Raw genomic sequence first — 25305 nt, 5'->3', positions numbered from 1 at the left:
TTTTTAGTGGGGCGGAAGAGTGATGGTGAACATCGTCCCAGATGAATCAGAGGCGACGGTCAACGTACCATCATGCAACCGGATGATTTGATGGGCGATGGCAAGCCCGAGTCCACTGCCACCCGTACGACGGGAACGTGATTTTTCGACCCGGTACAGGCGATCGAAGATGTGAGGCAGATCTTCTTGAGGGATACCTTTCCCATCGTCTTGAATCGTGAAGTGAAGTGCTTCATCCGTAAGTTGCATATCGAATCGGACGTGGCGTGCCTCGCTATGTTGAATCGCGTTGTGGGCGATGGAGCGGAACACTTGTAAGATGCGATGTCGATCTAACTGTAAGACGACGTCCTTGGAGGAGCAATCGGTGCTACTAGCAAACGCGGTCGGTGTCACTCGGAACATCGTGGTGAGCACGCGTTGCAAATCGTCGCAGAGCGCATCGACGGCCACGGGTTCGCGATGCAACGTGAACGTGTTCTCGTCCAACTGGGCGAGCTGGAACGCGTTCTCGACGAGCTCGGTCAACGCTTGGCTCTCTTCGAGAATCGTCTGAATCGACTGTTCTTTTAACGACTCTGGCGTCTGCGGTTTGGATGCGATCTCGGCATATCCTTGCAGATACGTGAGCGGCGTTTTAATCTCGTGGGCGAGGTCCGACAAGAACTGATTTCGTTCTTTCCGGAGACGATCCAGTTCAAGCGACATCGCCTCAATCGAGCGGGCCAACTCTCCGATCTCATCTTCTCGAGTCGTCGGCAGGGTCAACGTTTCGGGATTCGTCAAGACATCCTCGGTCGCTCGGCGCAACAGCTGAATCGGGTTTGAAATCAACCGGCTCAGCAAGACGAACGTCATGATGGTGATGACGAGGGCGATGCCGGTGATATAAAGAAACCGGAGTTGGAGCCGATGGCTGATGCCATGAATGATCTCGGTCGGTAGAAACATATACACATACCCGTAACGGGTGGCATTTTCCATCGCATCAATCGGGGTCCGTACTGCGAGATACGGTTCGTTCTCCCAATCGTCTTCGAGGATGGTCGTCACATCGGCATCCCCTCGGTCCGCTTCCGTTTGGACGAGCACCGAGAGCGGGTCGGGGAAGCGGTTGGATGTCTGTAGAATCGAGTGGTCGGGAGCGGTGATGGCGACTTTCGTATCGGTCTCGCTCTCCATCGTCGCGACGTGGCCAATCGTCTCTTCATCAAAACTCATCGCCAGTACGCTCGCATGGCTTTCCGCTCTCGATTCGAGCCGGTCGATTTCTTCGACAACACGTTCACCGAGGAGCGTATGGTAGAGCAATAAGAACAAGACACCTTCAATCAATAACGTCGTCAATAAAAAAATCAGACTGATTCGGAACGGGAGGCTATTGCGTCGGAACGTCATGAGTCCGACCGCTCCTCGGTCCAGCGATAGCCGCGTCCCCACACCGTCTTCAAATAATCGTCAATCGGGAAGCCGGCCTCGCCGAGTTTGTCGCGAATCATACGGATATGGGCGTCGACCGTGCGCGGGTCCGATTCGGACGAATAAGGCCATACCAAGTCATATAAATCCATCCGGTTGTACAACCGGTTCGGGTGTTGCAGAAACAACTTTAAGATGGCCGTCGCTTTCGGCGTCATGACGACTTCTTGTTCTTGATACAGGATGCGTCCGCTCGCTTCTTCATAGCGCAATTGTCCATAATTCACATTCGTGACGCGGCTCCGTCGTAACACTGCGCGAATCCGGGCCAACAACACGTTGCCTTCGAACGGTTTCGTGACATAGTCGTCAGCCCCGGCGTCCAATCCGCGGATCGTCGTCTCGCTATCCGAGCGGGCCGTCAATAAGACGACAGGTAGTTCGGCGTCGAGTGCTTTGATTTGGCGACACAACGTGATCCCGTCGACACCGGGCATCATGATATCCAACATGACCAAGTCCGGACGTTCAGATAGCAGCTCCATGGCTTCTCGTCCGTCCGCGGCCTCGATGCAAGTGTAGCCGTCCCCTTCGAGGAATAAGCGGAGGAGCCGTCTCATTTTTACTTCGTCATCGACAATCAAGATGTTCATCTGTTGTCCTCCTTTTGTTTTCGTCCATCGTTCCTACCAATTTCGAGAGTCGTGCTACGTTCTCCTTGTAAAGAACTGTCGGACAAGCTCCGATTCGTCGAACGGTACGAGCTCGTCGTTTATGCGCTCGACGCGGTCATGCCCTTTCCCGAACAGGACGCCACAGTCATAGTCTACCATCCGTTCACAGAAGAAACGGATGGCTTCTTCGCGCTCGTCGAAATGGGCGAGTTCGGTAGACTGTCCATCCGCTAAATCGTCGAGGATTTGCTGGGGATCTTCATGGCGCGGGTCATGGACAGTCAAGATGAAGTCGGCGCCTGAAGCGGCGACCATGCCGGTCATCATCCGACGTTTCATCCGGTCTCGCTCACCGGCGGCGCTGAGTAACACGAGCACACGAGAATGACGGGCCGTTAGCGATGTCACGACTTTTTTTATGGCATCCGGAGTATGTCCGTAGTCGATATAGACGGGTGTCGTGATGCCCGACACTTTCTCGAGTCGCCCGCTCGGCAAGGTTAAGTTCGAGAGGTGAGGGACAATCTCTTTTAAAGAGACACCCGTTTGAAGGACGATACTGATCGCACATAACGTGTTGTCGAGGTTATAGTCTTCTAGGAACGGGGGCGCAGACAACGCCGTCTCTCCGTCCATACGAACGATAAAACGGTCAGCTTCCGTCTGACCGGTTAAATCGGCTACAGACGAATGACGGCTGAACCTGAACCGCCTCGCGTGAGGTGGTGCGACGGATCGCATGAGCTCATGATACGGGTCGTCACCATTGACGATGCCGCAACCCACATCCGATAATTGCGCGAACAATTGGGCTTTCGTGTACGCATACGTCTCCATCGTGCCGTGGTAATCCAAATGGTCGTGCGACAGATTGAGAAACGAGGTCGTCTCGAATGACAAGTTCGCGATACGTCCCTCCGCAATGGCTTGTGACGAGACCTCGATCAGACAATCCGTCACGCCGGCCTCGACCATGGTGTGGAGGTGGCGGTGGATGGTTAGCGAATCGGGTGTCGTGTTCGGTGTCTCGAACGTCTGACCGGAATAGGTGATACCGAGTGTGCCGATCAAGCCGGCGGATATGCCGAGTCGGTCGAACAGTTGATGTGCCAGGGCGGTCGTCGTCGTTTTTCCGTTCGTCCCGGTGACGCCATGAAGACGAAGTCGCGTCGATGGATGGTCATAGAACGCACTGGCGAGTTCAGCTAAAGCATGTTTCGTATCTTTACAGTAGATGACAGGCACCCGGGCCTCGATCGGACGTTCGGCGATGATGGCGACGGCCCCGTTGTGGATTGCCTCGTTCACGTAGTCATGACCGTCACGTCGATACCCTGATATACAGACGAATAAAAAATTTTGTTTAATTTCTTTGGAGGAGAAGGAAATGCCTTCAATCAACGTTTCGGCAGGATTGTCTAAATACGTCCATGTCACAAGCTGTTTCAGCTCTGTCAACAGGTCTTGCAGGTTTTTTAACACGTCTTGATGTCTCCTTTGTCGGCAAAGTCCATTTTGACAGTATAGCCCCTGTTTGTGAAAAAGAAGTGAAATGGTAGGAACGCTCGCTCGACTAGATGAATCATGGGGTTTTAACGAAAAAAGAATAGGCAAAGGAATACGTAGAAGCAAATAAATAGAAAGGCAGGAGAGAACAATGAAACCTTATGCGAAATTCGGAGTGATGATTCTCGTGTCGACATTCCTCATGTATTGGCTCATGTATTTGAACGTGTTCCAATTCGACCACGTCTTCTTCAGTCAGACACGTCTGTACATGGCGCTCATCATGGGCTCGGTCATGGCGTTCGTCATGTTGCTGTTCATGTGGGGCATGTACAAGAACAAGAAGCTGAACGCCGTCATCTTAGGCGTGAGCGCGCTCGTCTTCGCCTTGTCGTTATGGCTCGTCCGGAGCCAGACCACGGTCGATGACGTCAGTTGGATGAAAGCGATGATTCCGCACCACTCCATCGCCATTTTGACGAGCGAACGGGCGGAAATCGAAGACCCGCGCGTGAAACAGTTGTCAGAAGAAATCATCAAAGCGCAAGAACGAGAAATCGCTGAGATGAAGCGATTGATTGAAGAGTTGGAGAAAGAAGAGGAAGAAGCGAAAGCGAACGTGGAATCTGAGGCGAAAACAGACGTGGCCGAATAATGCGGCCACGTCTGTTAGTTTCCGATTAGCGGGTATTCGTGCACGTATTGACGCTCTTCGAGTTCGCGCAACATGAAATGGGCGACGTCGGCCCGGTCGATCATCGGCTTGTCAAACGCGAAGTAACCGGTCCGATACGTTCCGGTCATAGGTCCTTCTAATAGGAGAGGTCCCCGGACGATCGTCCATTCGAGCCCGCTCGCCTCGAGGATTCCTTTTTGAACGTAACTGTCGCGCAGTAAATCGCCCGCGAACGTCTTCATGAGCGTCTCGGCGAACCGGCTGATGAGTTTCTGTTTGACGTCTTTCGGTACTTTGATCGTCGCACCTGTCAAATTGACGACGCGTGTCGCGTTGTACGCATGCATGGCGGCAACGACGTGGGATGTCGCTTGTTCCAATACGTCCTTGTTCGATGTCTTCGTATGGCCGAGAGCCATCAGGACCGCACCCGTTCCTTCAACGGTCCGGAAGACATCATCCCGGTTTTCGGCGTCTCCTTTCACAATCGTCAACCGGTCATGGGTCAAATCAAGTTTTTTCGGGCTTCTGACTAGCGCTTTGACATGATGACCATGGGCGAGAGCCTGAGTGATCAATTCACGCCCCGTCCGTCCGCTGCCTCCGAATACTGCGATATGCATCACATTCACTCCTTTGTCTAGTAGATATCTCTAGCGTACTTGTTTATGTACAAAAATAGAAGTACGCACAAATTTGACGTATACTATCCTTAAAGATACTGAAGGAGTGGTTCCATGGAAACGTGCCCTGTCGAAACGATTGTCCAAAAAATTTCCGGGAAATATAAGATGTTGATTCTGCATCGGCTCGGCACGCTCGGCGTGAAGCGGTTCAATGAAATCTGCCGCCTGTTCCCGCAAGCGACCCCGCGAACATTGACCCGTCAGTTGCGGGAGCTCGAACAAGACGGATTGATCATCCGTACCGTCTATTCGGAAATCCCGCCCCGGGTCGAATATCGATTATCAGAAGAAGGGGAGTCCCTTTATCCGATTTTAGAACAGTTGGCACGGTGGGAATATGAAAGAAGCGGACAGCCGCAAGCATCCGCTCGCTCATAAAGAGAAGGATTTGGTCGCATGACCAAATCCTTCTCTTTTTTTAACGGCGTTGCGGAAAACGTAAGGTGAACGTGGATCCGATGCCGGCGACCGATTCAACGTGGATACTCCCGCCGTGGGCGTCCATGCATTGTTTACAAATTTGAAGTCCGAGCCCGGTCCCTTTGATGGCACGGTGAGCCTCTGATTCGACTCGATAGTAACGTTCGAACAATTTAGGCAACGCGTCTGCGGGGATGCCGATGCCTTCATCACGGATTTGAATGACTATCTCATGTGCCTCTTCAAACGCCGATATAGACACATTGCCGCCTTGCGGTGAATACTTGATCGCATTATGAATAAGATTTTGCAGACATTGTCTGACCCGATCCGCATGAGCGACGATGGTCATGTTTTCTGGCTCGATCTGTATGGAAATGGTATGGGTTGCGGTCGTCGCGTGAAATGTCGCAAGAATTTCATCTAACATGTGGGAGACGGACACGTCGTCCATGTGTCCGTTCAGCACGACCGCATCATGGCGTTGAAAATCCAAATAATGATCGGCGAGCCGCTCGAGCCGTTCAGTCTCTTGTTGAATCAGCCGTAACATATTCGCTTGCTTCTCACGCGTGAGCGGTTGATGCAATAACAGTTCGGTGAATCCTTTGATGGCCGTCAACGGTGTGCGAATCTCGTGTGACAACTCGGCGAGGAACACTTCTTTCCGTAAAGATGACTCAAGTGTCTCGGTATGGTCGTACCATGTGAGGAACACGCTGTCCGGGTTATTGATAAAGTATGGGACGACTTGAAAAAGATGTGTATCGAACGAGCATTCGAGCGTCGAGACCGGCTCAGATGAGCAAATCGAGCGGAAGAAAGCCTCAAACTGTTCACGCGGTACGACTTCTATTTGCCGGCATCGCGCGAGAAAAGACTCGAGCGTGCTTGATTTCGAAACCTCGAAGCGTCGAGCCAAATTCTCATTCATTAAGAACGTATTCGTCGCGGGTTCATAAAAGCAGACCATCGCCTGCGACTTGTCGAGCAAGGATTGGACAAATCCATCCGGTTTCGTCCAGTCTCGCTCGGTCGGATCAGGTGGAGTGTCGTCGTGCGCTTCAAAAGAAGACGAAGCAATCGGTTCAAGGTTGTGTGTCATCGGTGTCGCCCCCTATCTTCTGCTGAAACGTTCCTAAAACGCCTTCAAGTGAAATTGTAAAGCAACGTGTATGCATTGCCTATGCGACAATGTGCAAAATGTGCAAAATTCTTGAATTTGAACCAAATTTCTCACAAGTCCTTGTGAAGCTTCTCTTCGATCAGATATAACGCTAACGTGAGGGCATCAATCCGTCGTTTCGCGAGGGTCACCTGCGATTTGTATCGCTCAGGGGAGTCTTTCGCCTCGAGCGTCCTCACCGTCTCGTTCAGTTTTTGGAGAATCGAATCGATTTGCCGCTTCGCCTCCGTCAGTTCCGTCATTGAATAATTCATGGCTCCTCCTAAAGGGTTTTCTCCAGTATACAGAAGAAAAACCGAAGCATGTGCCCCGGTTTAGTCTGTCTGCGGTATATAGTTTCTAGTACGGCGGTTTGTCGAGCGCGGTGCGACGAGGAAAAAGAATCCTAACATCACGCCGACTCCAAGTCCCCAGAGACTGTTGAACAGAAACATCAACACGATCCCGAAGACGAGTCCAATACTCACATCACCCATACGGTCAAACATTCGTTACCACCTTTTCTATGTTTGCTAGACTAAAGGTTTACCCACAATTGAGAAGTGAACCACCTGGGAGGCTAGCACGTCTCCCTTTTGTTATACGTTTGTCTGTTGATTTGGTTTCGTTTTATAAAAACTATAGACGACGCTGATCGAGATGACGAGGACGATCGTCCCAAGCGACATCCAAATCGGCATCTTGTACACATCGCCGAAAATCATCTTCGTCCCGATGAAGACAAGCATGAAGCTGAGTCCGTGCTTCAAGTAGTAGAAGCGGTCGATCAAGTTGGCAAGGACGAAGTAGAGGCTACGGAGTCCGAGAATCGCCATGATGTTCGCATAGAAGATGATATACGGGTCACGCGAGTAAGCGAAGCTGGCCGCGACCGAGTCGACGGCGAAGACGATATCCGAGATTTCGACAAAGATGAGCGCGATGAAGAGTGGCGTGAAGAACAGCTTGCCGCCTAGGCGCTGCGTGAACTTGCCGGACGAGATGTCTTGCGTGATCGGCAAGCGGCGCTCGAGCCAACGAATCGTCTTGTTCTCTTCAAGCGACTCGTCCTTGCCGATGTTTTTGAACATCATCCATCCTGTATAGACGAGGAAGGCACCGAACACGTAATAGACCCAACCGAAGTTCTCTAACAATGACACGCCGGCGACGATGAAGACGGCCCGGAAGAAGATTGCGCCAAGTATGCCCCAGAACAACACCTTGTGCTGATATTTGAGCGGAATCGCGAAGTAGGCGAACACGAGCGAGAAGACGAACACGTTATCGATGGCGAGCGCCTTCTCGATGAAGTAGACGCTCGCATATTCCGTCGCGACCGTGCTGCCTTGCGAGTAGAACAACCAACCGCCGAACGCGAGGGCGATTCCGATCCAGACGAACGTCCATGTCCACGCCTCACGGAGCGAGACTTCGTGTGCCTTGCGGTGGAACACCCCGAGGTCAAGTGCGAGCATGAAGATGACGAGTGCCAAAAAGGCGATGAGTAGGGTCAACAATAATTCCTCCTTTTAGGTTCGTATGAACTCTATATGATTAATTTAAGGTCATATGAACTTAAAGTCAAGTTTATTTTTACCGAAAATACTTCGACGGTTTCGAGTGGGGCATCGATTACGAGAATCGAGGCGGGTGTGAGGGATGGGGGCCTGCTTTGACAAACGAAATACGCGAGCGGTATGCTTGAAGGGAAAACGACATACATCAGGATTGTTACTGAATCATCAGGCAAAACCTAAACTGGGCGCACGCGTTGCGTCTGGTTTAGGTTTTTCTTGTTTTCAGGACAAAAAAAGGGAGGATATTATGCGAAATATCATCTTTCTAGACGTCGACGGCACGCTCGTCGATGACCATGGCAACATTCCGGAATCGGCCAAAGAGGCCGTCCGGCAAGCGCGACAGAACGGCCATCTCGTCTTCTTATCGACCGGGCGCTCGAAGGCCGAGCTATTCTCGGACATTCTCGACGTCGGCTTTGACGGCATCATCGGGGCAGCCGGGGGCTACATCGAGCTCGAGGAGGAAGTGCTGTACCATCAACAAGTCTCCGTCGATGATTTGAGTCATCTCATCTCGTTCTTCACCGAACACGGCATCGACTTCTATCTCGAGTCGAACGACGGCCTGTTCGCCGGCGGCAACGCCAAGGCACGGGTGGCGACGATGATCGACGAGTTGATGGCGAACAATCCGGAAGCGAGCGCGACGATTGAACGCGGCTTGAAGCCGTTTCATGACGCGATGATGGAAGGGGTCGACCTCGTCCGTCCCGACGTGAATAAAATCTCGTTTCTCGGCTCGTCTGTCCCGCTCGACGTCATCCAACAAGAGTTCGCATCCCGCTTCACCGTCATCCCGAGCACGGTCGCCGTATTCGGTGCCAACAGCGGGGAGCTGTCCATCCCGGGCGTCAACAAAGCGACGGCGATTGCGACGCTGCTCGAACATCTAGGTCTCGAGCGAGCGCAGACGTTCGCCTACGGGGACGGGTTGAACGACATCGAGATGCTCGAATACGTTGAGGTCGGTGTCGCCATGGGCAATGCCAAACCCGAGGTCAAGCGTGTCGCGAACGACGTGACAGACGCGTGTGATCAAGACGGGCTTGCGAATAGCTTCAAAAAGTATCGACTCATCTGAAAAAAAGCCAAGCAACCTCTCTTCAGGTTGCTTGGCTTTTCGTGGCGACATCGTTCACGACATCGGCGAGGGTCACATGCTTCAACACAGACTCCATCGCCGATTGGGCGTGGATGAAAATCGGTTCGATCGTCGCTTGGATATGTTGGCCGACGGGGCACGCAGGGTTTGGGTTGTCATGGATACTGAACAGTTCGTTCTCCTCGACGACACTGACGGCGCGATAGACGTCATAGAGCGAAATCTCGGTCAAGTCTTTCGTCAGTTTGGCTCCGGCGACGCCAGGCTTCACTTCAATCAAGTCGGCCTTCTTCAACATGGCCATGATTTTTCGGATTAGGGCCGGGTTCGTGTTGACGCTGCCGGCCAAAAAGTCAGACGAGGTGACGCCGTCCTGATTGACCTCGATCAACGTCAAGATATGAATGCCGACCGCGAAACGGCTACTGATGGACATAGGCTACCACCTTTCTGCACAGTCGTGTAAGTGAATTGGTTACATCTTCAGTATAACAGGGAACAAACAATTGACAAACGAAGATGCTGTAACTATGATGGTTACATGTAACTGATTTAATTACAGGTTAAAGGGAGGAAATGATTTATGAAATACTTAGTCACAGGTGCGACCGGAAAACTCGGTTCGAAAATTGTTGATGTGTTGCTCAAGTCGGTACCCGCAAGTGAACTCGCGGTCAGCGTCCGCAATCCGGAGAAAGCGGAAGCACTGAAAGCGAAAGGGGTCGATGTGCGACATGGGGACTTCGACAAGCCCGAGACGCTCGATGAAGCGTTCAAAGGTGTCGAACGATTGCTCATCATCTCGGCGGACGGCGACAACGACACGCGCATCCGTCAACATGCGAACGCCGTCGAGGCGGCCGAACGCGCAGGCGTATCGTTCATCGCCTATACGAGTCTCGCCGACGCGACAGAGAGCCAAAACCTCATGGCACCGCCACATGTCGAGACGGAAGGCGCAATCGAACGGACGGGCATCCCGCATGCGTTTTTGCGCAACAACTGGTACTTAGAAAACGAACTTGGTAGCATCCAAGGCGTGCTTGCCGGTGCACCTTGGGTGACGGCTGCCCGTGATGGGAAGGTTGGTTGGGCGTTGCAAGACGATTACGCTGAAGCGGCAGCGAACGTGCTCCTCGCGGATGACTTCGAACAGAACATCTTCGAGTTGTCCGGCCCGCTCCATACGCAAGCCGAACTCGTCGAGGCGCTCAGTGAAGTGCTCGGGCGCGAAGTGATGCTTCAAGAAGTGAGTACCGACGCGTACGCTGACGTCATGCGCGGCGCAGGGGTGCCGGAAGGGGCAATCCCGATCGTTGTCGGCATTCAAGACAGCATCCGCAACGGCTCGCTCGAAGTCGAGTCGAACGATTTCGAGTTGGTGCTCGGTCGTCCGGTGACGCCGCTCAAAGAGGCGCTTCAAAAGCTCGTATCGACGTTATAAACGATCGTGACGTCACGTTTTCGAACATCGAGAACGTGACGTTTTTTGATGAATATTAGTGATTTGTCTTCACATATTTGTGCACACGTCATCCCCATCCGGTATACTAACAATAAATGGATAATCATAGATGTACATAGGAAGAATCGATTACATGAAAAACGTGATGTTCTTAATCGGCGTTGTCTTAGGATTAGGATTATTGTTCGGGCTGAGATATGAATTCAATGTCATCGGGGATGTGGGCTTCAGAATCGCGGCCATCCTCATGCTCGTATCGGTACTCATCATTCGGTCGACTGCAAAAATTTCATTCTTCAGTCATTCATAAAAAACAGATCGCGAATTCACATTCGCGGTCTGTTTTTTAGTTCGCTCGGGCTTCGAGCTGACCGGTCACGTCTTCTAACGTGCTCGCGGTCGAAGCGAGGCGGTCCGACATGTGGCTCAACTCTTTTTGGATGGCGACTTGTTCCTCGGTCGCGGCGGCGACGTGCTGAATCTGTTGCTGCAGTTCGCTCGCCGCTTGTTTCGTCGTCGCGAGGCGCGTTTCGAGCGTCTCCATCTGCGACGTCACGCGTTGACGTGTCTCTTGAATCGAACTGATTTGACCATCGATCTCGGAAACATCCTCGGTCAAGCGGTGGAAGACCGCTGTCACGTCGGCCGAGACGGTTTGGCAGTTCTCGGTCGCACGTTTGAACAACTGTGCCGAATCGCGGACGACGATCGTGTCATCCATCAGCCCGCCGAGGACGCGTGTCATCTCGGCTGCATAGTCACGTGACTGGACGGCGAGTTTGCCGACCTCAGAAGCGACGACGGCGAAACCGCGCCCGGCATCACCGGCCCGTGCGGCTTCAATCGAGGCGTTCAAGGCAAGCATGTTCGTTTGGTCGCTGATTGTCTCGACGTGTTGCAGGATGGCTTGAATCTCGGTTGATCGATTCGACATCGTCGCAACGACACGTTCGAGCCGCTCCGACTCACTGATGATCTCACCGACTTTCGTCTCCATCCGTTGCATGTCACTGTTCCCAGCGATGGCATCGGACGCGATGCGTGACGAGGCGGCAGCCGTCTGGGCCATCCGTTCTTGGATGAGAGCGGTGAGGGAGCGAATCGATTGAATCTCATCGGCCCCATGGTTCATCGACGTTTCTTGCTCGGTCGCGTGGGCGACAATCGGATCGACGGTGACGGCGATTTGTTCACCGGACTCGAGCGACTGGTTGGCCGCCGTCTCGAGCTCGGTCGCATGGTTTTTGAGTGTCATCACGAGTTGACTCGCATCGTTGACGGCTTGCTTCAGCAAACGGCGAGTCTCGTCTTCCTGTGCTTTGACACGCGACGACTCAAGGTTACGGAAATGAATCTGCGCGATGAGCACGGCACTCAGTAAGATGAGATAGACCGCATGGACGAGCAACAAGCTGAACGGATAGTCCGCCGTCCCACAGATGATTTCGGGGACGAAGAAATAGCCGGCCAGATGCTGCACGGCGAAGATAACGGTACTGTAGACGATTAAGTCGATACGACGCATGAACGACAGAATCGCCAAGACGACGAAAATTGAGAAGTGATACTCGACGAGCCCTTGCCCACCGGCGACGGTCGAGATGCTCGAAAACGTGAGCGTGAGCATCATCAAGTGCGGGAACAGTTGTGGTTTCACACGTTGGCTGACGACCATGGCGATCGATAGCACGATTGGAACGGCGAACACGACCCATGTCGTGATGGGATATGCGTAACCGACGGCGCCGTTTCGGAGCACGGTATACGTATAGGCAAAATCCGTGAAGCGATGGAGCAGATGGACGGTGACAGACGTAAGGACGATGACGAACGTGGTGACGAGCATTAATTGATTGCGTTTCGTAGAACTCATATAGATTCCTCCTGGTGATGGGTCAATATAGCTACTAGAGTATCGTCCGATTGACCCGAATGTTTATCGTTTTTACACGCCGAAGCAAAAAAAAAGAGAAGCGGATGTGCTTCTCTAGTCGTTCGTGAGACCGAGCCACCGTTTGACCGGTTCGCGGAAATAATACGTGACGCCGATCAATGTGACGAAGACGAGGGCAGCGATGACGACCAAGGTGATGCTTCCCGAGGCGAGGCTCGCACCGAGAAAGCTATAGGCGAGCGTCCCTGGAATCATACCGAGGACGGTCGCAAGGAGAAACGACTTGAATTTGACCTTGGCAATGCCGCTGGCGTAACTGAGCAAATCGAAGCTGACGAGCGGGATGAGCCGCAAGACGAACACGTACAGAAAACCGCGTTGCTCCATCTGCGTGAACAGTTTCTCCGACCATGGGTAGCTCTCGACCTTGAGCACGGACCGTCCGAACAAGCGGGCCATGACGTAACCGGTCACGGCCGCGGCCGTCGCCCCGAACAAGATATAGAGGACACCCGGCCATACCCCGAATGCGAGACCGGCGCCGAGGGATAGGACAGACGTCGGCAAGAAGATGATGGGGCCGATTGCATAGATGAGAAAGAAGACGACCGGACCCCACCAGCCGAATGACAGGACGATATCGCGGACGTCGGACGGACGAAGTTCGTAGTGAAAATGGGTGATATAGAAGATGCTCCCGAATAGAGTGAACATGAGACTAAGTTTGAGCCAGCGGGGCATAGCGGACGTCTCCTTTCCATCAGTTCTTTTGTTTATCGTATCGCATCACATTCCTAAATGAAGATGAACCGGCTTACACGATACGCTCACAATGTACGATTGGACACAATAAAGTGGATAAAAATGGAAAAATAGGTCAACACTTATATAAACAGACTTTATTTTAGTCCTCTCCCCTACGATAAATAAAGTGGGAGGGATTACCATGAAAAATTTAAAAATGTCAAAAAAATTAGCAGTACTTATTAGTGTCTTCATCACGATGCTTGTGCTCGTGGCCACACTTAGTCACGTCTTCATGGGACGCATGGCCGACGAAGGGCAAGAACTGTATGAAGAACGTCTACTGCCGATTCGGGCACTCGGTCAAATCCGGACGGACAACCGTGCGCTTGACGGTTATTTGCTCGAAATGATGCTGACGGATGAAACGAATCGAATCGAAGAATTACAAGGCAGTGTCACTGAGCGTCGCGACAGCATCGGGAAGAACCTGGCTTTGTTCAACGAGACGTTCGCTTCAACCGACGCCGAGATGCAAGGACTCGTCGATGACTTGAACAGCCAAATCGAAGACTATTTGAAAGGGACAGAACTCGTGCTTCAGCCGGCCGCGCGCGCCGAGAACGCTGCGGCATACCGTGTCTATTTAAGTGACTTGCGACCGATTCGACAAAAGCTCGTCGAGACAGCCACGACGCTCATGGATGGGATCAACCAAGAGGCCGAGACGGCAAGCAAAACGATGCAGAACGATCGAACCGAATCCGTTACGTGGTTCTGGGTGCTCGTCGCCATTGGGGCATTCGTCTCGATTGGGCTCGGCGTCTACATCACGCGCCTCATCGTCCGTCCAATTCGAGAATTGAATGGACTCATGAGCCGTGCCGGGGCCGGTGATTTGAGAGTCGACAGTACGTACACCTCGCGCGACGAGATTGGTTCTCTCGCTAACTCGTTCAACGAGATGAAAGACAGCTTGCGTGACTTGATTGGAAACGTCACGACGACAGCGGGACGCGTCGCGACGTCATCAGATGATTTGAAATCGAACGTCGAAGAGACGACAAAAGCGACTGAGATGGTCGCAGTGACGATGGAGGAGATCGCCTCCGGTTCGGTCCGTCAATTGACGCGTGTGAAGGAATCGAGCAACACGCTCACTGAACTGACGAACGGGATTCATCACGTCTCAGACAGTGCCCAGCATATGACTGAACTGTCGGACGGGGCACTTCAAAAAGTCGGCACCGGCAACGAGTTGATTATGACGCTCGAGTCCCAGCTCGAGGCGATGAACGAAAAAGTGAAGGCGTTGCAGACGGTCATCGGTCAACTCGATGTTCGTTCGCAAGAAATCGGCAGTATCACCGGTACGATTTCTGGCATCGCCGAACAGACGAACTTGCTCGCCTTGAACGCGGCCATCGAAGCAGCCCGGGCCGGCGACCACGGACGCGGTTTCGCCGTCGTGGCCTCAGAAGTCCGGAAACTCGCCGAAGAGTCGGCCAGCGCGACGAAACGGATCTCCGGATTGATTGGGGATACGCAGACGGAGACGAAACAAGCCGTCCAGACGATGCATGTCGTCGAGAGCGAGATGGGCCACAGCGTCACGAACGTCCAACAGGCTGGGCTAGCGTTCGAGGACATCAAGCGGGCGATCGAAGAAGTCGGTCAAAAAGTCGAGGAAGTGTCAGGCTCTGTCCAAGAGATGGCGGCCGGAGCGACCGAGATTTTACGATCAGTGAACGAGATTCAAGGCATTACGGAGACGACGGCGACCGACACCGAGAACACCTCGGCGGCGACGGAAGAACAGATGGCGTCGATGGAAGAAATAACAGCTTCGGCCCAAGAGCTGTCGAACATGGCAGACGAGATGCGTCAAATGACAAAACGATTCCACGTATGACGGACAGGCAGGTCGCCCATCGACCTGCCTGCTTTTTTAGGTTGAATTCTGTTTTATAGAAACGTAGCAACTTAGGGACCCTAGGCGTTGGTCACATTAATCTATCAGGCGAGGGTCATTGAGTGGATGAAATGACCATGGGTAGTTCGTCATAATCGACTGAATACTTTTTATGTAAAATGAATCAAATTGTAATAATCTGTTATCATTTTATTGAATTTAATGTGAAATATGCTAGATTTTTATGTGTATCAACTCTTTAAATTTCAAAAAATTAACAGGAAAGAAGGAATGTATGATGAACAAGAAGACAAAACGGTTTGCGAGTTCAGCTTTAGTGGTCGGCGCGCTTTTAGTAGGCGCAGGGTCTGCCTCGGCAGCGACGTTCGGTACGTCATCTAGTGGAGCGTCTACAGAAGAATCATTCCAAATCAAGTACAATGGTGCGGCTTGGAACTACAGTAGTTCAAAATACAAATCTACTTCGTTCAAATATACGCGCGACGGTAGAACATTGTTGAGTAAAGTAGCATACAGCTCAAAAGTGACAGGCTCCGTTTGGGACGATTTACGATGGGGAGACAAGTACACAACGAAGTTCAGCTGGGCCCGCGGTGCACTGAAATAATTAGACTTTCTTTGCAAGTAGAGGGCGTGAATCAGGCCCGATAGGCATGTTCCTACAGGGTCTGAATTCATGTCTACATGATGTGATGGATTTCTATGTTTAATGGAATGGCAGCTTACTTTTATTTAATCGTAAATTATAACTTACTGTTTTTTTTGGTTAGGTAGTTGGCATTTATTCATACGTGTTACCATAAATTTATAAATGCCATCTGTAAGGAGTAGGTCATGAAATATTCTTTATTTAGATTTAATGATGTGTTTGAAGCTTCTGTCATCTATCTCTTCTGTTTTGCCGCAAATTTGACATTGATGTATGTGCGGACTGTAGATTTAGATGGTTCGTTTATCTTAATGTCATTCATTGAGAGCATTGTCGACTATCAATTGATCATCAGTATTCTTCTCACATTTATTATGATGATCTTCCATTATCAATTTTTAAATCGGAGAAAAACAGAGATCTCTTGCCGCATCCTTGTCGGAGACACGAAGCAAAAAGTGATTCGCCGCTACATGTTAAATAGCCTGGCGATCTTGGGGTTCAGTTTTTTACTATCCCTCTCATTGAACATTTACTTAGATTTGAATGTAACCAGCAACCTTTATCTCGTCTTGCTGTTTATCGTATATATATTAATTAGTGCAGGTCAGGTGAAAAGAGAATGAGAATTTTACACTTTTTTATAACAAGAATATTTTTGAAGCGATGGATCCTTGTTCTGGGAATGATCCTATTACTTTTCCTAGCGAATTACCTCTCTTTTAGTGCCACGCGTTCCATTATTTCGACTGCTCAAGGCTATCAAGAAATTGAAACGTTCAATCGAGAAGGGAATTATATCGCCAATCTAGATCCAGAGAGTGAAGCTGATTTTGATCGAATCGACATCAAAGAAACGAGAAAACTTTACGATTATTTAAACAACAATCATACATATGCCTTACAAGCTGACGGCTTTACGACCTCTTTAGAGAATGAACATGATATGGAAGTGTCGTTTAATTACATCAATGAAGAGGCGTACCAACTCAATCAATTCAAATTGGCGCAAGGCGATCAGTTGAACTTTGATTATCAATTTAAACAAGATGACATCCCGGTTCTGATAGGTGGAGGTCTGGCTTCAACGTATCCGGTAGGATCGAAAATCGAAATCACGGATCCGGTCACCCAACAAGCGGTCGATTTGAAAGTGCAAGGGGTCTTGGAGAAAAATACGCACCGCTCGAACTTTTATGCACCGAATTCAAAGAACTACTACAACTTTTCAGTCATCGTCCCCGTCAACGAGCCATTTATTCAAAACGCGGGTCTTGACCTCCACTTGAACGGTTTGATGGACATCGTACTGCTTGATTCGACGAAAGAAGAAGCAACGAAGTTGAATGAACAGATTCAGAACAATCTAGGGTTGGACTTTAACTTTTTTAGCCAACAAGAAAATTTTAAGTACTTTGAAGATTATTATGTAAGCTCTTTGAAGATGGTCAGTGCGATTACGCTCGTGTTACTCGTTGTCATTGTGTGTCTGGCGACTTGGAATACATTAATCAGTGTTCGACTCATGATTAAAGATTTTACGGTCAATTTATTAGTGGGATTAAGTTATTCCAAACTGAGAACCATTTTTTACAGCTACTTTGCGATTTTGTTCTCGATCAACCTCGTCATCCTATTCGCGATCACTGCGTTCAATCGATACGGTTTTTGGATGAGAAAAGATTCGATTTTTGCCACGTATGGGGTGTTTGGCTTAATCAGTATGGATTGGATCGCCTTCTTAGGCGTTCTATTGATTGACGTGATTATCGGGGTGATGATTGTGGAACTGGCGCTCAAAAAAATCAAGGGTATTCCAATCTCGGTGGGGGTTTTGCAATGAGTAGCATCATCAAGTTAGAAATTCAGAAAAAAGCGTTCGATAAGAAAGGATTTTCCATCCTGCATGATTTTGAATTAGAGGTTCAACCGGGGGAAAAGCTCTCGATTATAGGGGAGTCTGGCGTCGGGAAGACCTCGTTGCTCAATATCATCGGGTTGCTGGATACACGCTACCAAGGGAGCTATGAGCTATTTGATTCATCTGTTCAGGGGCTGTCACGGGATACATTAGCGAAATGGCGCAATCAAAAGATTGGATTCGTGCTTCAGGAATCGGCACTCATTGATTCGCTGACCATCGAGGACAATATTAAGTTACCGCTCATGTATGCCAATCTTGAAAAAGACCCACGCGCCCAGGAACACTTCAAGCGGATTGTGAGTAAGATTGGAATCGAGTCCATTTTGAAGAAGAAACCGTTGGAATGTTCGGGCGGACAACGGTCGCGAGCTGTTTTTGCGAGGGCTGTCATTATGAATCCCCAAATCATTTTATCCGATGAGCCGACTGCGTCACTAGACCCGGAAAACAAAGAGCGCATCATCGATTTATTGTTTGAGATGAATCGCGAGTTCAATACGACAGTGATTACCGTGACACATGATTTGGACGTGGCCAATCGTCACGAGAGAATCATTAAGCTTAAAAGGAGCGAATAAAATGGGATTCATCGCAATGGTCTTATCATTCCTACTCGGTATCTTCTTTACCGTGATTGGTGTTGTTCGTAGAAAACAAAACATGTTTTACAAATTGTTGATTGTCTTAGGGGTAGCTCTCCTAGTTGTAGCAGTATATCTGGCAAGGCCGCAATGATGAGGACGGACTCAATCCGTTTCCGACTATTGGGAAGCGGGGAAAATAAGGAATGCCAAACAGGCAGGTCGCCATCGACCTGCCTTTTTTAACGTGACTCGTACGCAGCAATCCATTGTTCTGGTGTCATCTTCGAGACGAGTTCACCCATCAACTCATATGGGATATGCTTCACGTTTTTGAAGCGGATACAGCTCTTGCCCATGTCGAGCTTCGTCGGCACTTGGGCGGCGTATGACTCCTCGAACCAGCGGAGCAGTTCCGGGTCGCTATAGACGCCCATATGATACACGGCGACATGGTTCTTCTGGGCGATGACGCTCAAGAACGGGAGCGGGGTGCCCGGCGTGACGTGATATCCGGACGGATACGCCGATAGCGGGACGACATAATGGATGCCGTTCCCGTCGGTCGTCTTCTCGAACCCGGCCGGTAAGTTCGCATCGATGACGTCAATTAAATGGATGAAAGCGTCGAGCCGCTTGTCGTCGACGAGTATCGTATAGTCCATCAGACGTCGCCTCCTCGTAAAATCTTCGCCATCGCCTTGCCTTTGGCCAGTTCATCGACGAGTTTGTCCAAATAGCGAATCTCGCGCATGAGCGGCTCCTCGACATTCTCGACGCGGACGCCGCAGACGACGCCTTTGATGAGGGCGCGGTCTTCGTTCATCTTGGGCGCAGCGGTGAAGAATGTGTCAAAGTCGACCTCGGCAGCGAGTTGGCGCTCGAGTCCGGCCTCGTCATAGCCCGTCAACCAGCGGATAATCGTATCGACTTCGTCTTTCGTCCGGCCTTTCCGTTCGGCTTTCGCGACGTAAAGCGGATAGACGCTCGCAAAGCTCGTCGTGTAAATGCGGTGTGCCATGAGATCCCCTCGTTTCGTGGAATGATACCTCCATTTTCTCACATAATCAAAGTTCATACCCAAAATACTTTTTGTTGCAAATGCAACTAAATGGATTATACTAAACGTAACATATTGTAAATACAACAATCAGGAGGATTGTATGAGAGACCAGTTGCGTGAAATCGGGATGATTGCCCGCGCCCTCGATTCGATCAGCAATATCGAGTTCAAAGAGCTCGAGCTGACGAAAGGGCAATATCTGTATTTGGTCCGGATTTGTGAGGAGCCGGGCATCATTCAAGAGAAGCTCGCCGAACTCATCAAAGTCGACCGGACGACGGCGGCGCGGGCGATTCAAAAGTTGGAGACGAACGGGTTGATCATCAAGCAGGACGACCCGCACAACAAGAAAATCAAACGGCTCGTCCCGACCGAACAGGGGCAGGCGCTTTACCCGGTCATCATCCGCGAGCACGAACATTCGACGGACGTCGCGCTCGCCGGGCTGAGTGACCAGGAAGCCGAGCAGCTACTCCGGCTATTGAAGCGGGTCCGCCACAATATCGAAGGGGACTGGGACGCGGTGAAGAAAGGAAAGAAACGAGACTACTAGGGGGAACAATCATGATCACCATCAAAGCTTGCACAATCGAAGACATCGACGCGCTCCGAGACATCAGCATCGAGACGTTCACGGAGACGTTCGAAGCCGAGAATGACCCGGCGCATCTGGCCGCTTATCTCGAGTGGGCGTACAACGTAGCGCAACTTAAAAAAGAGCTTTCGAATCCGGACTCACAGTTCTTCTTCGCCATACTCGACGGGGAAGTGGCCGGTTATCTAAAAGTGAACGCCAACCACGCCCAGACCGAGGCCATGGGCGAAGAGGCGTTCGAACTCGAACGGATTTATGTGCGACGGAAGTTCCAAGGAAGTGGCGTCGGCAAGGCGTTGTACGACCAGGCCATCACATGCGCAGGCGAACTGAACAAACGTGAAATCTGGCTCGGTGTGTGGGAACATAACCATAAGGCACTCGCCTTTTACCGAAAGCACGGCTTCGTCCAGACCGGGGCGCATACGTTTTATATGGGTGACGACGCTCAAGTCGATTTGATTATGGCCAAGCCGCTTCGTCCGTGACCCATTCCAGTATGCCTGACAAGTCCTCGTAGACGGCGTCAGGAGCCAGGTCGGGCATATCGACCGGTTTGCTGTCGCGGTTGATCCAAGCGGTATGGAATCCGAAGTTCTTCGCACCGGCAATGTCCCAACCGTTCGAGGACAGGAACAGCACCTCGTCCCGCTTCAATCCGCTGTTCTTGAACCAGTGCATGTAGGCGGCCGGTGACGGCTTGGCTTGTTTGATGCCGTCGATGCTGACGAGTTCGTCGAACAGGGCGGTGAAACCGGCGTTTTGGATGAGTTCCGAGAGCATCGCGTCCGTCCCGTTCGATAGAACGATGGTCTGTTTATGATGAAGTTGGTGCAAAACGTCTTCAACCTCTTCATATGGCGACAGGTCGGCGTAAGTGGCGATCAATGCATCCTCCGTCTCGGTCGTCCACGTCACTTCGGCCGCCGACAACGCATACCGGAGCGCGTCGCGCGTGACGACGGAGAAGTCCTCGTAGCGCCCCATGATGTGGCGGGTAAAGAAGTAGTCGAGCTGTTTCGTCCGCCACGTCTGGCTGATTTGGTCACCTTTTCCGGGGAACTGTTCGTCACACGCCGTCTTGACGGAATGGACGTCGAACAAGGTCCCATATACATCGAACACGAATGCTTTAATCGTCGGTTTCATAGAGATCCCTCCTTAGTTGAATCGCGTCATCTACTCTTTACCCTAGTTGGCATGAATTATACGGGAGGGCCAGTCAGTTGATGAACGAACCAGACAGGAGGAATACGATGTACGTCCCAAAACTTTACGCCGTGAACGATCCGAGAGAAGTGCACGATTTCTTGAAGGCGCATCCGTTCGGCACCGTCGTCACGTATGATGGCCAAAAACCGATCGCGACGCACGTGCCACTCCGTTTCCATGAGGAAGAGGGCCACGTCTGGTTCACGACACACATCGCCAAAAACAATCCACAGTGGCAAACGATTGAAGACCAGACCGTCCTCTTGATCGTCCAAGGCCCGGACGCCTATGTGTCGGCGTCGTGGTACGGGCATGAGGACGTCTCGACATGGAACTATCAGGCGGTGCATGCCTACGGACAGGCGACGATTATGAACGAGACACAACTTGAGGAAGATCTGGCCGGACTGCTTCAAGACCATGAAGGGGACCGTGAGCACGCCGTCGTCTGGGAGGAATTGTCCGAGCCGGTGCAGCGACAGAAATATGGCGTCGTCGGGTTCCGCATCGACATCGAAGAGATGCAGGCCGCGTTCAAGCTGAGTCAGAATCGAAACGAGACGGACTATACACGCATCGTCTCCGAGCTCGAGCAAGCAGGGTGTCCGATGGCGGATGTGATGCGGCGCAACCGTTGAAGCCTGTGTCTCTCATCGAATGAGAGACGCGGGCTGTTTCTATTTTTCCTCGAATATCTTGAAGTTCAGATTGACAGCGCTCCCGGATTCATCCTATACTCATAAATGATAATGATTATCAGTGTCGGCGTAAAACGTTGTCATAGAGAAAAAAGGGGATTCGAACATGAACTATAAGAAACTGCTACATATGTTCATCATCATGTCTGCTTTCGTGCTCGTGCTCGCAGGATGCGGCGCGAACAATGAAGATGCAGCCACGACAGATGAATCTGCTGAAACGGCAGAAGGCTATCCAATTACAATCAAACACGCGTTAGGCGAGACGGTCATCGACAAGAAGCCAGAACGTGTCGCAACGGTCGGTTGGTCGAACCAAGACGTGGCGCTCGCGCTCGACGTCGTACCAGTCGGTTTCTCGGCTGCGAACTACGGTGTCCGAGACGGCAGCGGCATGTTGCCGTGGACGGCTGACAAGTTGAAAGACCTCGGTGAAGAAAACCCGAACATCTATCAAGATACGGACGGTCTCGACTTCGAAGCGATCGCCGACTCACAGCCGGACGTCATTCTCGCTGCCTACTCAGGTATCACGCAAGAAGATTACGACACGTTGACAGAGATTGCACCGGTCGTCGCATACCAAGAGACGCCTTGGGTGTCATCATGGCAGGACACGGTTCGTTACGACTCAATGGCCATGGGCATGGAAGAAGAAGGCAAACAGTTGATTGAAGACACAGAGAAACTCATCGCCGACAAGGCAGCTGAAGTACCGGAGATGAAAGGGAAGAAAGCGGCATTCGTCGCGCTCAGCCCGGACGACCTGTCGAAGTTCTACATCTACACGACGGGTGACCCACGCGGTGCCTTCATCGAAGAACTCGGCATGGAGTACCCTGAGAACATCACGAGCCAAATCAAAGATGAAAACAGCTTCTACCTCGAGCTCAGCTCAGAGAACGCTGACATCTTGAACGACGTCGACATCTTTGTCGCCTACGGGAACGAAGAGACGTTGAAAGCACTTCAAGCTGACCCGCTCTACAGCAAAGTGCCGGCCATCAAACGCGGTTCGGTCGTCATGATCGAAGATAACACGCCGCTCGCGGCTGCTGGGACACCATCACCACTCTCAATCGAATATACGATTGATGACTATGTGAAACTCGTGTCAGAAGCACTCGCGAAAGTCGAGTAATCAAATGAATATGCCGAAGAAGTTACACACGCCGAAACGGTTCGGGCTCCTCCTCGTAGGGTCGCTCGTCCTGCTCGTCGTCTGTATGCTCGCTTCGCTTGCTTTCGGCTCACGGACAGTCGGATGGGATGAACTGCTTGACGGTTTATTCCGTCCGGCTGTTCAGTCGTATGAAGCGGACATCGTCCGGCAGCGGGTCGTTCGGACGGTGTTCAGTTTCATGTGCGGGGCGGCACTCGGTGTCTCGGGCGCATTGATGCAGTCGGTGACGCGTAACCCGATCGCCGACCCGAGCATTCTCGGGGTCAACACGGGAGCGGCGCTGTTCGTCGTCGTCGGGATCGCCTTCTTCAATATCTCGACCGCGAGCGACTATATTTGGTTCGCGCTCGCCGGCGCGCTCTTGACGGCGGCGTTCGTGTTCGGGATCGGGTCGCTCGGGCGGGGCGGTTCGACGCCGCTCAAGCTCGTCTTGGCAGGCGCGGCGACGAGTGCGGCCTTGTCGTCACTCGTCATGGCCATCATGATTCCGCGCTCAAACGTCATGGACCAGTTCCGGTTCTGGCAAGTCGGTAGCGTCGGGGCCGGGACGATGGATTCGATTATGACGTTCCTGCCGTTCTTTATCGGCGGTATCGTCATCGCCATCTTGGCGGCACCGTCCCTCAACATCTTGGCGCTCGGGGAAGAGCTCGCCACGGGTCTCGGTGTCCGCATCGGCACGTTGAAAGGGATCGCCTCATTCGCAGGAGTCATCTTGTGCGGGGCGGCGACGGCACTGGCCGGGCCAATCGGCTTTATCGGTTTACTCGCGCCGCACCTCGTCCGCTTGGTCATCGGAGCGGATGAACGGTACATCATCCCGATGTCGGCACTCACCGGCGCGATTTTATTGACGTTCGCTGACGTGGCAGGTCGGTTGCTCGGCAGTCCCGGTGAACTCGAAGTCGGGATCGTCACGGCGTTCGTCGGGGCACCAATCTTGATCGCCTTGACGATGAAAGTGAAGGTGCGTGGCGTATGACGAACCAATCGATTCAACCCATCATCCATAACAGTCGCAAGCGTCGGCAACGGACCGTCTTCGTGACGCTCGTCTTGTTCGCGCTGGCCCTTACGTTGAGCGCGACGATGCTCATGCTTGGTAATACCATTTATCCGGTCGCAGACGTCATTCGTGTCTTGTTCGGGGAACAAGTACCGGGTGCCTCGTTCGCCGTCGGCACAATCCGTCTGCCGCGCATGCTCGCCGGCGTCTTCGCCGGACTCGCGTTCGGCATCGCCGGGACGGTGTTCCAGACGATGCTTCGTAACCCGCTCGCCAACCCGAACGTCATCGGCATCACGACCGGTTCGAGTGCGGCAGCCGTGTTCGGCATCGTCGTCTTACAGGCGAGCGATACGTTCGTCTCCATCATCTCGATCATCGGCGGGCTGTTGACCGTCCTCACCATCTACTTCTTGTCGAAAGGCGCCGCCTTCTCGATCGGCCGGCTCGTCTTAGTCGGCATCGGGATTCAAGCGATGCTGACGGCGGTCATCAACTATCTGCTGCTCATCAGCCGCCAAAACGATGTCGGGACGGCGATGCGCTGGTTGAGCGGTAGCTTGAACGGGGTGAAGATGGAGACGCTCCCGCCGCTCATGATTGCGGTCGCACTCTGTCTGCCGGTCATCCTCCGACTCAGCCGACAGCTCCAGATTTTAGAGCTCGGGGAGATGACGGCGACGTCGCTTGGCGTTAAGACGAACCAGACGCGGGTACTGCTCATTGTCGCCTCGGTGCTCATGCTGGCGCTCGCGACGGCGACGACCGGCCCGATCGCGTTCGTCGCGTTCCTGGCGGGACCAATCGCGAAGCGGCTCGTCGGGGACGGTCGTTCGACGATCATCCCGGCGGCACTCGTCGGGGTCATCTTGGTGCTCGCGGCCGATCTCATCGGTCAGTTCGCCTTCACGGCCCGCTACCCGGTCGGTGTCATCACCGGCATGGTCGGGGCGCCGTATTTGATTTATCTCTTGATCCGGATGAACCGGAGAGGGGAGTTATAAGTGACAATGGCCTCGTCTGGTGGGACGAGGCTCTTTTTGATTTAAGAGATGATTTATCAACCAGTGGAATCAAACAAATGCATCATCGTTTTAATATGAGGACGCAACCGGTAAAAACTGTTT

The 25305-nt window shown here is 52.0% G+C and carries 30 protein-coding genes; 16 read left to right on the top strand and 14 right to left on the bottom strand.

What is annotated here, in order from left to right; all coding sequences use genetic code 11:
- Nucleotides 1–3: 3 nt before the first annotated feature.
- Genes KNP74_RS15115 through KNP74_RS11320 form a run of 3 tightly spaced genes read right to left on the bottom strand, consistent with a single transcriptional unit; the run spans nt 4 to nt 3575 of the window.
- The gene (locus KNP74_RS15115) at nt 4–1440 is read right to left on the bottom strand and encodes a sensor histidine kinase (protein ID WP_214764334.1); all 1437 of its coding nucleotides are present in this window, start codon (nt 1438–1440) and stop codon (nt 4–6) included.
- Nucleotides 1395–2072, bottom strand: a complete 678-nt coding sequence (locus KNP74_RS11325; RefSeq protein WP_138858806.1) for a response regulator transcription factor — start codon at nt 2070–2072, stop codon at nt 1395–1397. The genes KNP74_RS15115 and KNP74_RS11325 overlap by 46 nt, the downstream gene beginning before the upstream one ends.
- 54 nt (nt 2073–2126) lie before the next feature.
- On the bottom strand, nt 2127–3575 hold the full coding sequence (locus KNP74_RS11320; RefSeq protein ID WP_214764333.1) for a UDP-N-acetylmuramoyl-L-alanyl-D-glutamate--2,6-diaminopimelate ligase: 1449 nt from the start codon (nt 3573–3575) through the stop codon (nt 2127–2129).
- Nucleotides 3576–3750: 175 nt separating this feature from the next.
- Here KNP74_RS11320 and KNP74_RS11315 point away from each other — a divergent pair, with 175 nt between their 5' ends.
- Entirely contained in the window at nt 3751–4254 is a 504-nt protein-coding gene (locus tag KNP74_RS11315) for a DUF305 domain-containing protein (RefSeq protein WP_214764332.1), read from the top strand.
- Between the two features lie 14 nt (nt 4255–4268).
- Here KNP74_RS11315 and KNP74_RS11310 read toward each other — a convergent pair whose 3' ends face one another.
- Complete coding sequence (locus KNP74_RS11310; RefSeq protein ID WP_214764330.1) at nt 4269–4898, bottom strand: NAD(P)-dependent oxidoreductase; 630 nt, start codon at nt 4896–4898, stop codon at nt 4269–4271.
- 114 nt (nt 4899–5012) lie between these two features.
- Here KNP74_RS11310 and KNP74_RS11305 point away from each other — a divergent pair, with 114 nt between their 5' ends.
- Complete coding sequence (locus KNP74_RS11305) at nt 5013–5339, top strand: winged helix-turn-helix transcriptional regulator (protein ID WP_138858809.1); 327 nt, start codon at nt 5013–5015, stop codon at nt 5337–5339.
- A 40-nt stretch (nt 5340–5379) separates the two neighbouring features.
- Here KNP74_RS11305 and KNP74_RS11300 read toward each other — a convergent pair whose 3' ends face one another.
- The 4 genes from KNP74_RS11300 to KNP74_RS11285 all read right to left on the bottom strand — a co-directional run bounded on the left by KNP74_RS11300 (nt 5380) and on the right by KNP74_RS11285 (nt 8063).
- On the bottom strand, nt 5380–6486 hold the full coding sequence (locus KNP74_RS11300; RefSeq protein ID WP_214764329.1) for a sensor histidine kinase: 1107 nt from the start codon (nt 6484–6486) through the stop codon (nt 5380–5382).
- Between the two features lie 131 nt (nt 6487–6617).
- Complete coding sequence (locus KNP74_RS11295; RefSeq protein WP_114165113.1) at nt 6618–6821, bottom strand: hypothetical protein; 204 nt, start codon at nt 6819–6821, stop codon at nt 6618–6620.
- Between the two features lie 60 nt (nt 6822–6881).
- Nucleotides 6882–7055 (bottom strand): hypothetical protein, encoded by a 174-nt coding sequence (locus KNP74_RS11290; RefSeq protein ID WP_167491747.1) that lies wholly within the window; start codon nt 7053–7055, stop codon nt 6882–6884.
- A 90-nt stretch (nt 7056–7145) separates the two neighbouring features.
- Nucleotides 7146–8063, bottom strand: coding sequence for a TerC family protein (locus KNP74_RS11285; protein ID WP_214764328.1), 918 nt, complete (start codon nt 8061–8063; stop codon nt 7146–7148).
- A 310-nt stretch (nt 8064–8373) separates the two neighbouring features.
- Between KNP74_RS11285 and KNP74_RS11280 the strand changes: the two genes are divergently transcribed.
- Nucleotides 8374–9210 carry a Cof-type HAD-IIB family hydrolase gene (locus tag KNP74_RS11280; protein WP_214764327.1) on the top strand — a complete coding sequence of 279 codons (837 nt, stop codon included), beginning with the start codon at nt 8374–8376 and terminating at the stop codon, nt 9208–9210.
- 22 nt (nt 9211–9232) lie between these two features.
- Here KNP74_RS11280 and KNP74_RS11275 read toward each other — a convergent pair whose 3' ends face one another.
- Nucleotides 9233–9667, bottom strand: a complete 435-nt coding sequence (locus KNP74_RS11275) for an Rrf2 family transcriptional regulator (RefSeq protein ID WP_058764740.1) — start codon at nt 9665–9667, stop codon at nt 9233–9235.
- 147 nt (nt 9668–9814) lie between these two features.
- Here KNP74_RS11275 and KNP74_RS11270 point away from each other — a divergent pair, with 147 nt between their 5' ends.
- Entirely contained in the window at nt 9815–10675 is an 861-nt protein-coding gene (locus tag KNP74_RS11270) for an SDR family oxidoreductase (protein ID WP_214764326.1), read from the top strand.
- A gap of 154 nt (nt 10676–10829) precedes the next feature.
- The gene (locus KNP74_RS11265) at nt 10830–11006 is read left to right on the top strand and encodes a hypothetical protein (protein WP_214764325.1); all 177 of its coding nucleotides are present in this window, start codon (nt 10830–10832) and stop codon (nt 11004–11006) included.
- A gap of 36 nt (nt 11007–11042) precedes the next feature.
- On the opposite strand, the gene KNP74_RS11260 is transcribed toward KNP74_RS11265, so the two are convergent.
- Together KNP74_RS11260 and KNP74_RS11255 are read right to left on the bottom strand one after the other, a co-directional pair.
- Nucleotides 11043–12569 (bottom strand): methyl-accepting chemotaxis protein, encoded by a 1527-nt coding sequence (locus KNP74_RS11260; RefSeq protein WP_214764324.1) that lies wholly within the window; start codon nt 12567–12569, stop codon nt 11043–11045.
- Nucleotides 12570–12683: 114 nt separating this feature from the next.
- Nucleotides 12684–13331 carry a TVP38/TMEM64 family protein gene (locus KNP74_RS11255; protein WP_214764323.1) on the bottom strand — a complete coding sequence of 216 codons (648 nt, stop codon included), beginning with the start codon at nt 13329–13331 and terminating at the stop codon, nt 12684–12686.
- 220 nt (nt 13332–13551) lie between these two features.
- Between KNP74_RS11255 and KNP74_RS11250 the strand changes: the two genes are divergently transcribed.
- The 5 genes from KNP74_RS11250 (at nt 13552) to KNP74_RS11230 (ending at nt 18418) form a co-directional block, all read left to right on the top strand.
- Nucleotides 13552–15246 (top strand): methyl-accepting chemotaxis protein, encoded by a 1695-nt coding sequence (locus KNP74_RS11250; RefSeq protein WP_251130169.1) that lies wholly within the window; start codon nt 13552–13554, stop codon nt 15244–15246.
- Nucleotides 15247–15544: 298 nt separating this feature from the next.
- Nucleotides 15545–15874 carry a hypothetical protein gene (locus tag KNP74_RS11245; protein ID WP_214720325.1) on the top strand — a complete coding sequence of 110 codons (330 nt, stop codon included), beginning with the start codon at nt 15545–15547 and terminating at the stop codon, nt 15872–15874.
- A gap of 227 nt (nt 15875–16101) precedes the next feature.
- Nucleotides 16102–16542, top strand: coding sequence for a hypothetical protein (locus KNP74_RS11240; RefSeq protein ID WP_214764321.1), 441 nt, complete (start codon nt 16102–16104; stop codon nt 16540–16542).
- 59 nt (nt 16543–16601) lie between these two features.
- Complete coding sequence (locus KNP74_RS11235) at nt 16602–17759, top strand: ABC transporter permease (protein ID WP_251130168.1); 1158 nt, start codon at nt 16602–16604, stop codon at nt 17757–17759.
- On the top strand, nt 17756–18418 hold the full coding sequence (locus tag KNP74_RS11230; protein WP_029594744.1) for an ABC transporter ATP-binding protein: 663 nt from the start codon (nt 17756–17758) through the stop codon (nt 18416–18418). The genes KNP74_RS11235 and KNP74_RS11230 overlap by 4 nt, the downstream gene beginning before the upstream one ends.
- A 245-nt stretch (nt 18419–18663) precedes the next feature.
- On the opposite strand, the gene KNP74_RS11225 is transcribed toward KNP74_RS11230, so the two are convergent.
- Together KNP74_RS11225 and KNP74_RS11220 are read right to left on the bottom strand one after the other, a co-directional pair.
- On the bottom strand, nt 18664–19086 hold the full coding sequence (locus KNP74_RS11225; RefSeq protein WP_214764319.1) for a DUF1801 domain-containing protein: 423 nt from the start codon (nt 19084–19086) through the stop codon (nt 18664–18666).
- Nucleotides 19086–19442, bottom strand: a complete 357-nt coding sequence (locus KNP74_RS11220) for a DUF2200 domain-containing protein (protein ID WP_214764318.1) — start codon at nt 19440–19442, stop codon at nt 19086–19088. Before KNP74_RS11220 ends, KNP74_RS11225 begins: the two co-directional genes overlap by 1 nt.
- 142 nt (nt 19443–19584) lie before the next feature.
- On the opposite strand from KNP74_RS11220, the gene KNP74_RS11215 reads away from it, so the two are divergent.
- Together KNP74_RS11215 and paiA are read left to right on the top strand one after the other, a co-directional pair.
- Entirely contained in the window at nt 19585–20037 is a 453-nt protein-coding gene (locus KNP74_RS11215) for a MarR family winged helix-turn-helix transcriptional regulator (protein ID WP_214764317.1), read from the top strand.
- Nucleotides 20038–20045: 8 nt separating this feature from the next.
- Entirely contained in the window at nt 20046–20567 is a 522-nt protein-coding gene (gene paiA, locus KNP74_RS11210; RefSeq protein ID WP_214764394.1) for a spermidine/spermine N(1)-acetyltransferase, read from the top strand.
- On the opposite strand, the gene KNP74_RS11205 is transcribed toward paiA, so the two are convergent.
- A complete protein-coding gene (locus KNP74_RS11205) occupies nt 20542–21228 on the bottom strand; it encodes a haloacid dehalogenase type II (RefSeq protein WP_214764316.1) in 687 nt (228 codons plus the stop codon). The two genes, paiA and KNP74_RS11205, sit on opposite strands and share 26 nt — an antisense overlap.
- A 107-nt stretch (nt 21229–21335) precedes the next feature.
- Between KNP74_RS11205 and KNP74_RS11200 the strand changes: the two genes are divergently transcribed.
- The 4 genes from KNP74_RS11200 to KNP74_RS11185 all read left to right on the top strand — a co-directional run bounded on the left by KNP74_RS11200 (nt 21336) and on the right by KNP74_RS11185 (nt 25182).
- Complete coding sequence (locus KNP74_RS11200) at nt 21336–21929, top strand: FMN-binding negative transcriptional regulator (RefSeq protein WP_138858822.1); 594 nt, start codon at nt 21336–21338, stop codon at nt 21927–21929.
- Nucleotides 21930–22095: 166 nt separating this feature from the next.
- A complete protein-coding gene (locus KNP74_RS11195) occupies nt 22096–23130 on the top strand; it encodes an iron-siderophore ABC transporter substrate-binding protein (RefSeq protein ID WP_214764315.1) in 1035 nt (344 codons plus the stop codon).
- Between the two features lie 10 nt (nt 23131–23140).
- Nucleotides 23141–24154, top strand: coding sequence for a FecCD family ABC transporter permease (locus KNP74_RS11190; protein WP_371816335.1), 1014 nt, complete (start codon nt 23141–23143; stop codon nt 24152–24154).
- Nucleotides 24151–25182, top strand: coding sequence for a FecCD family ABC transporter permease (locus KNP74_RS11185; RefSeq protein WP_214711148.1), 1032 nt, complete (start codon nt 24151–24153; stop codon nt 25180–25182). Before KNP74_RS11190 ends, KNP74_RS11185 begins: the two co-directional genes overlap by 4 nt.
- Nucleotides 25183–25305 lie beyond the last annotated feature (123 nt).

The organism is Exiguobacterium sp. s141 (assembly GCF_018618085.1).
GTDB lineage: Bacteria > Bacillota > Bacilli > Exiguobacteriales > Exiguobacteriaceae > Exiguobacterium > Exiguobacterium mexicanum_A.
This window is presented reverse-complemented; position numbering and strand designations above follow the sequence as displayed.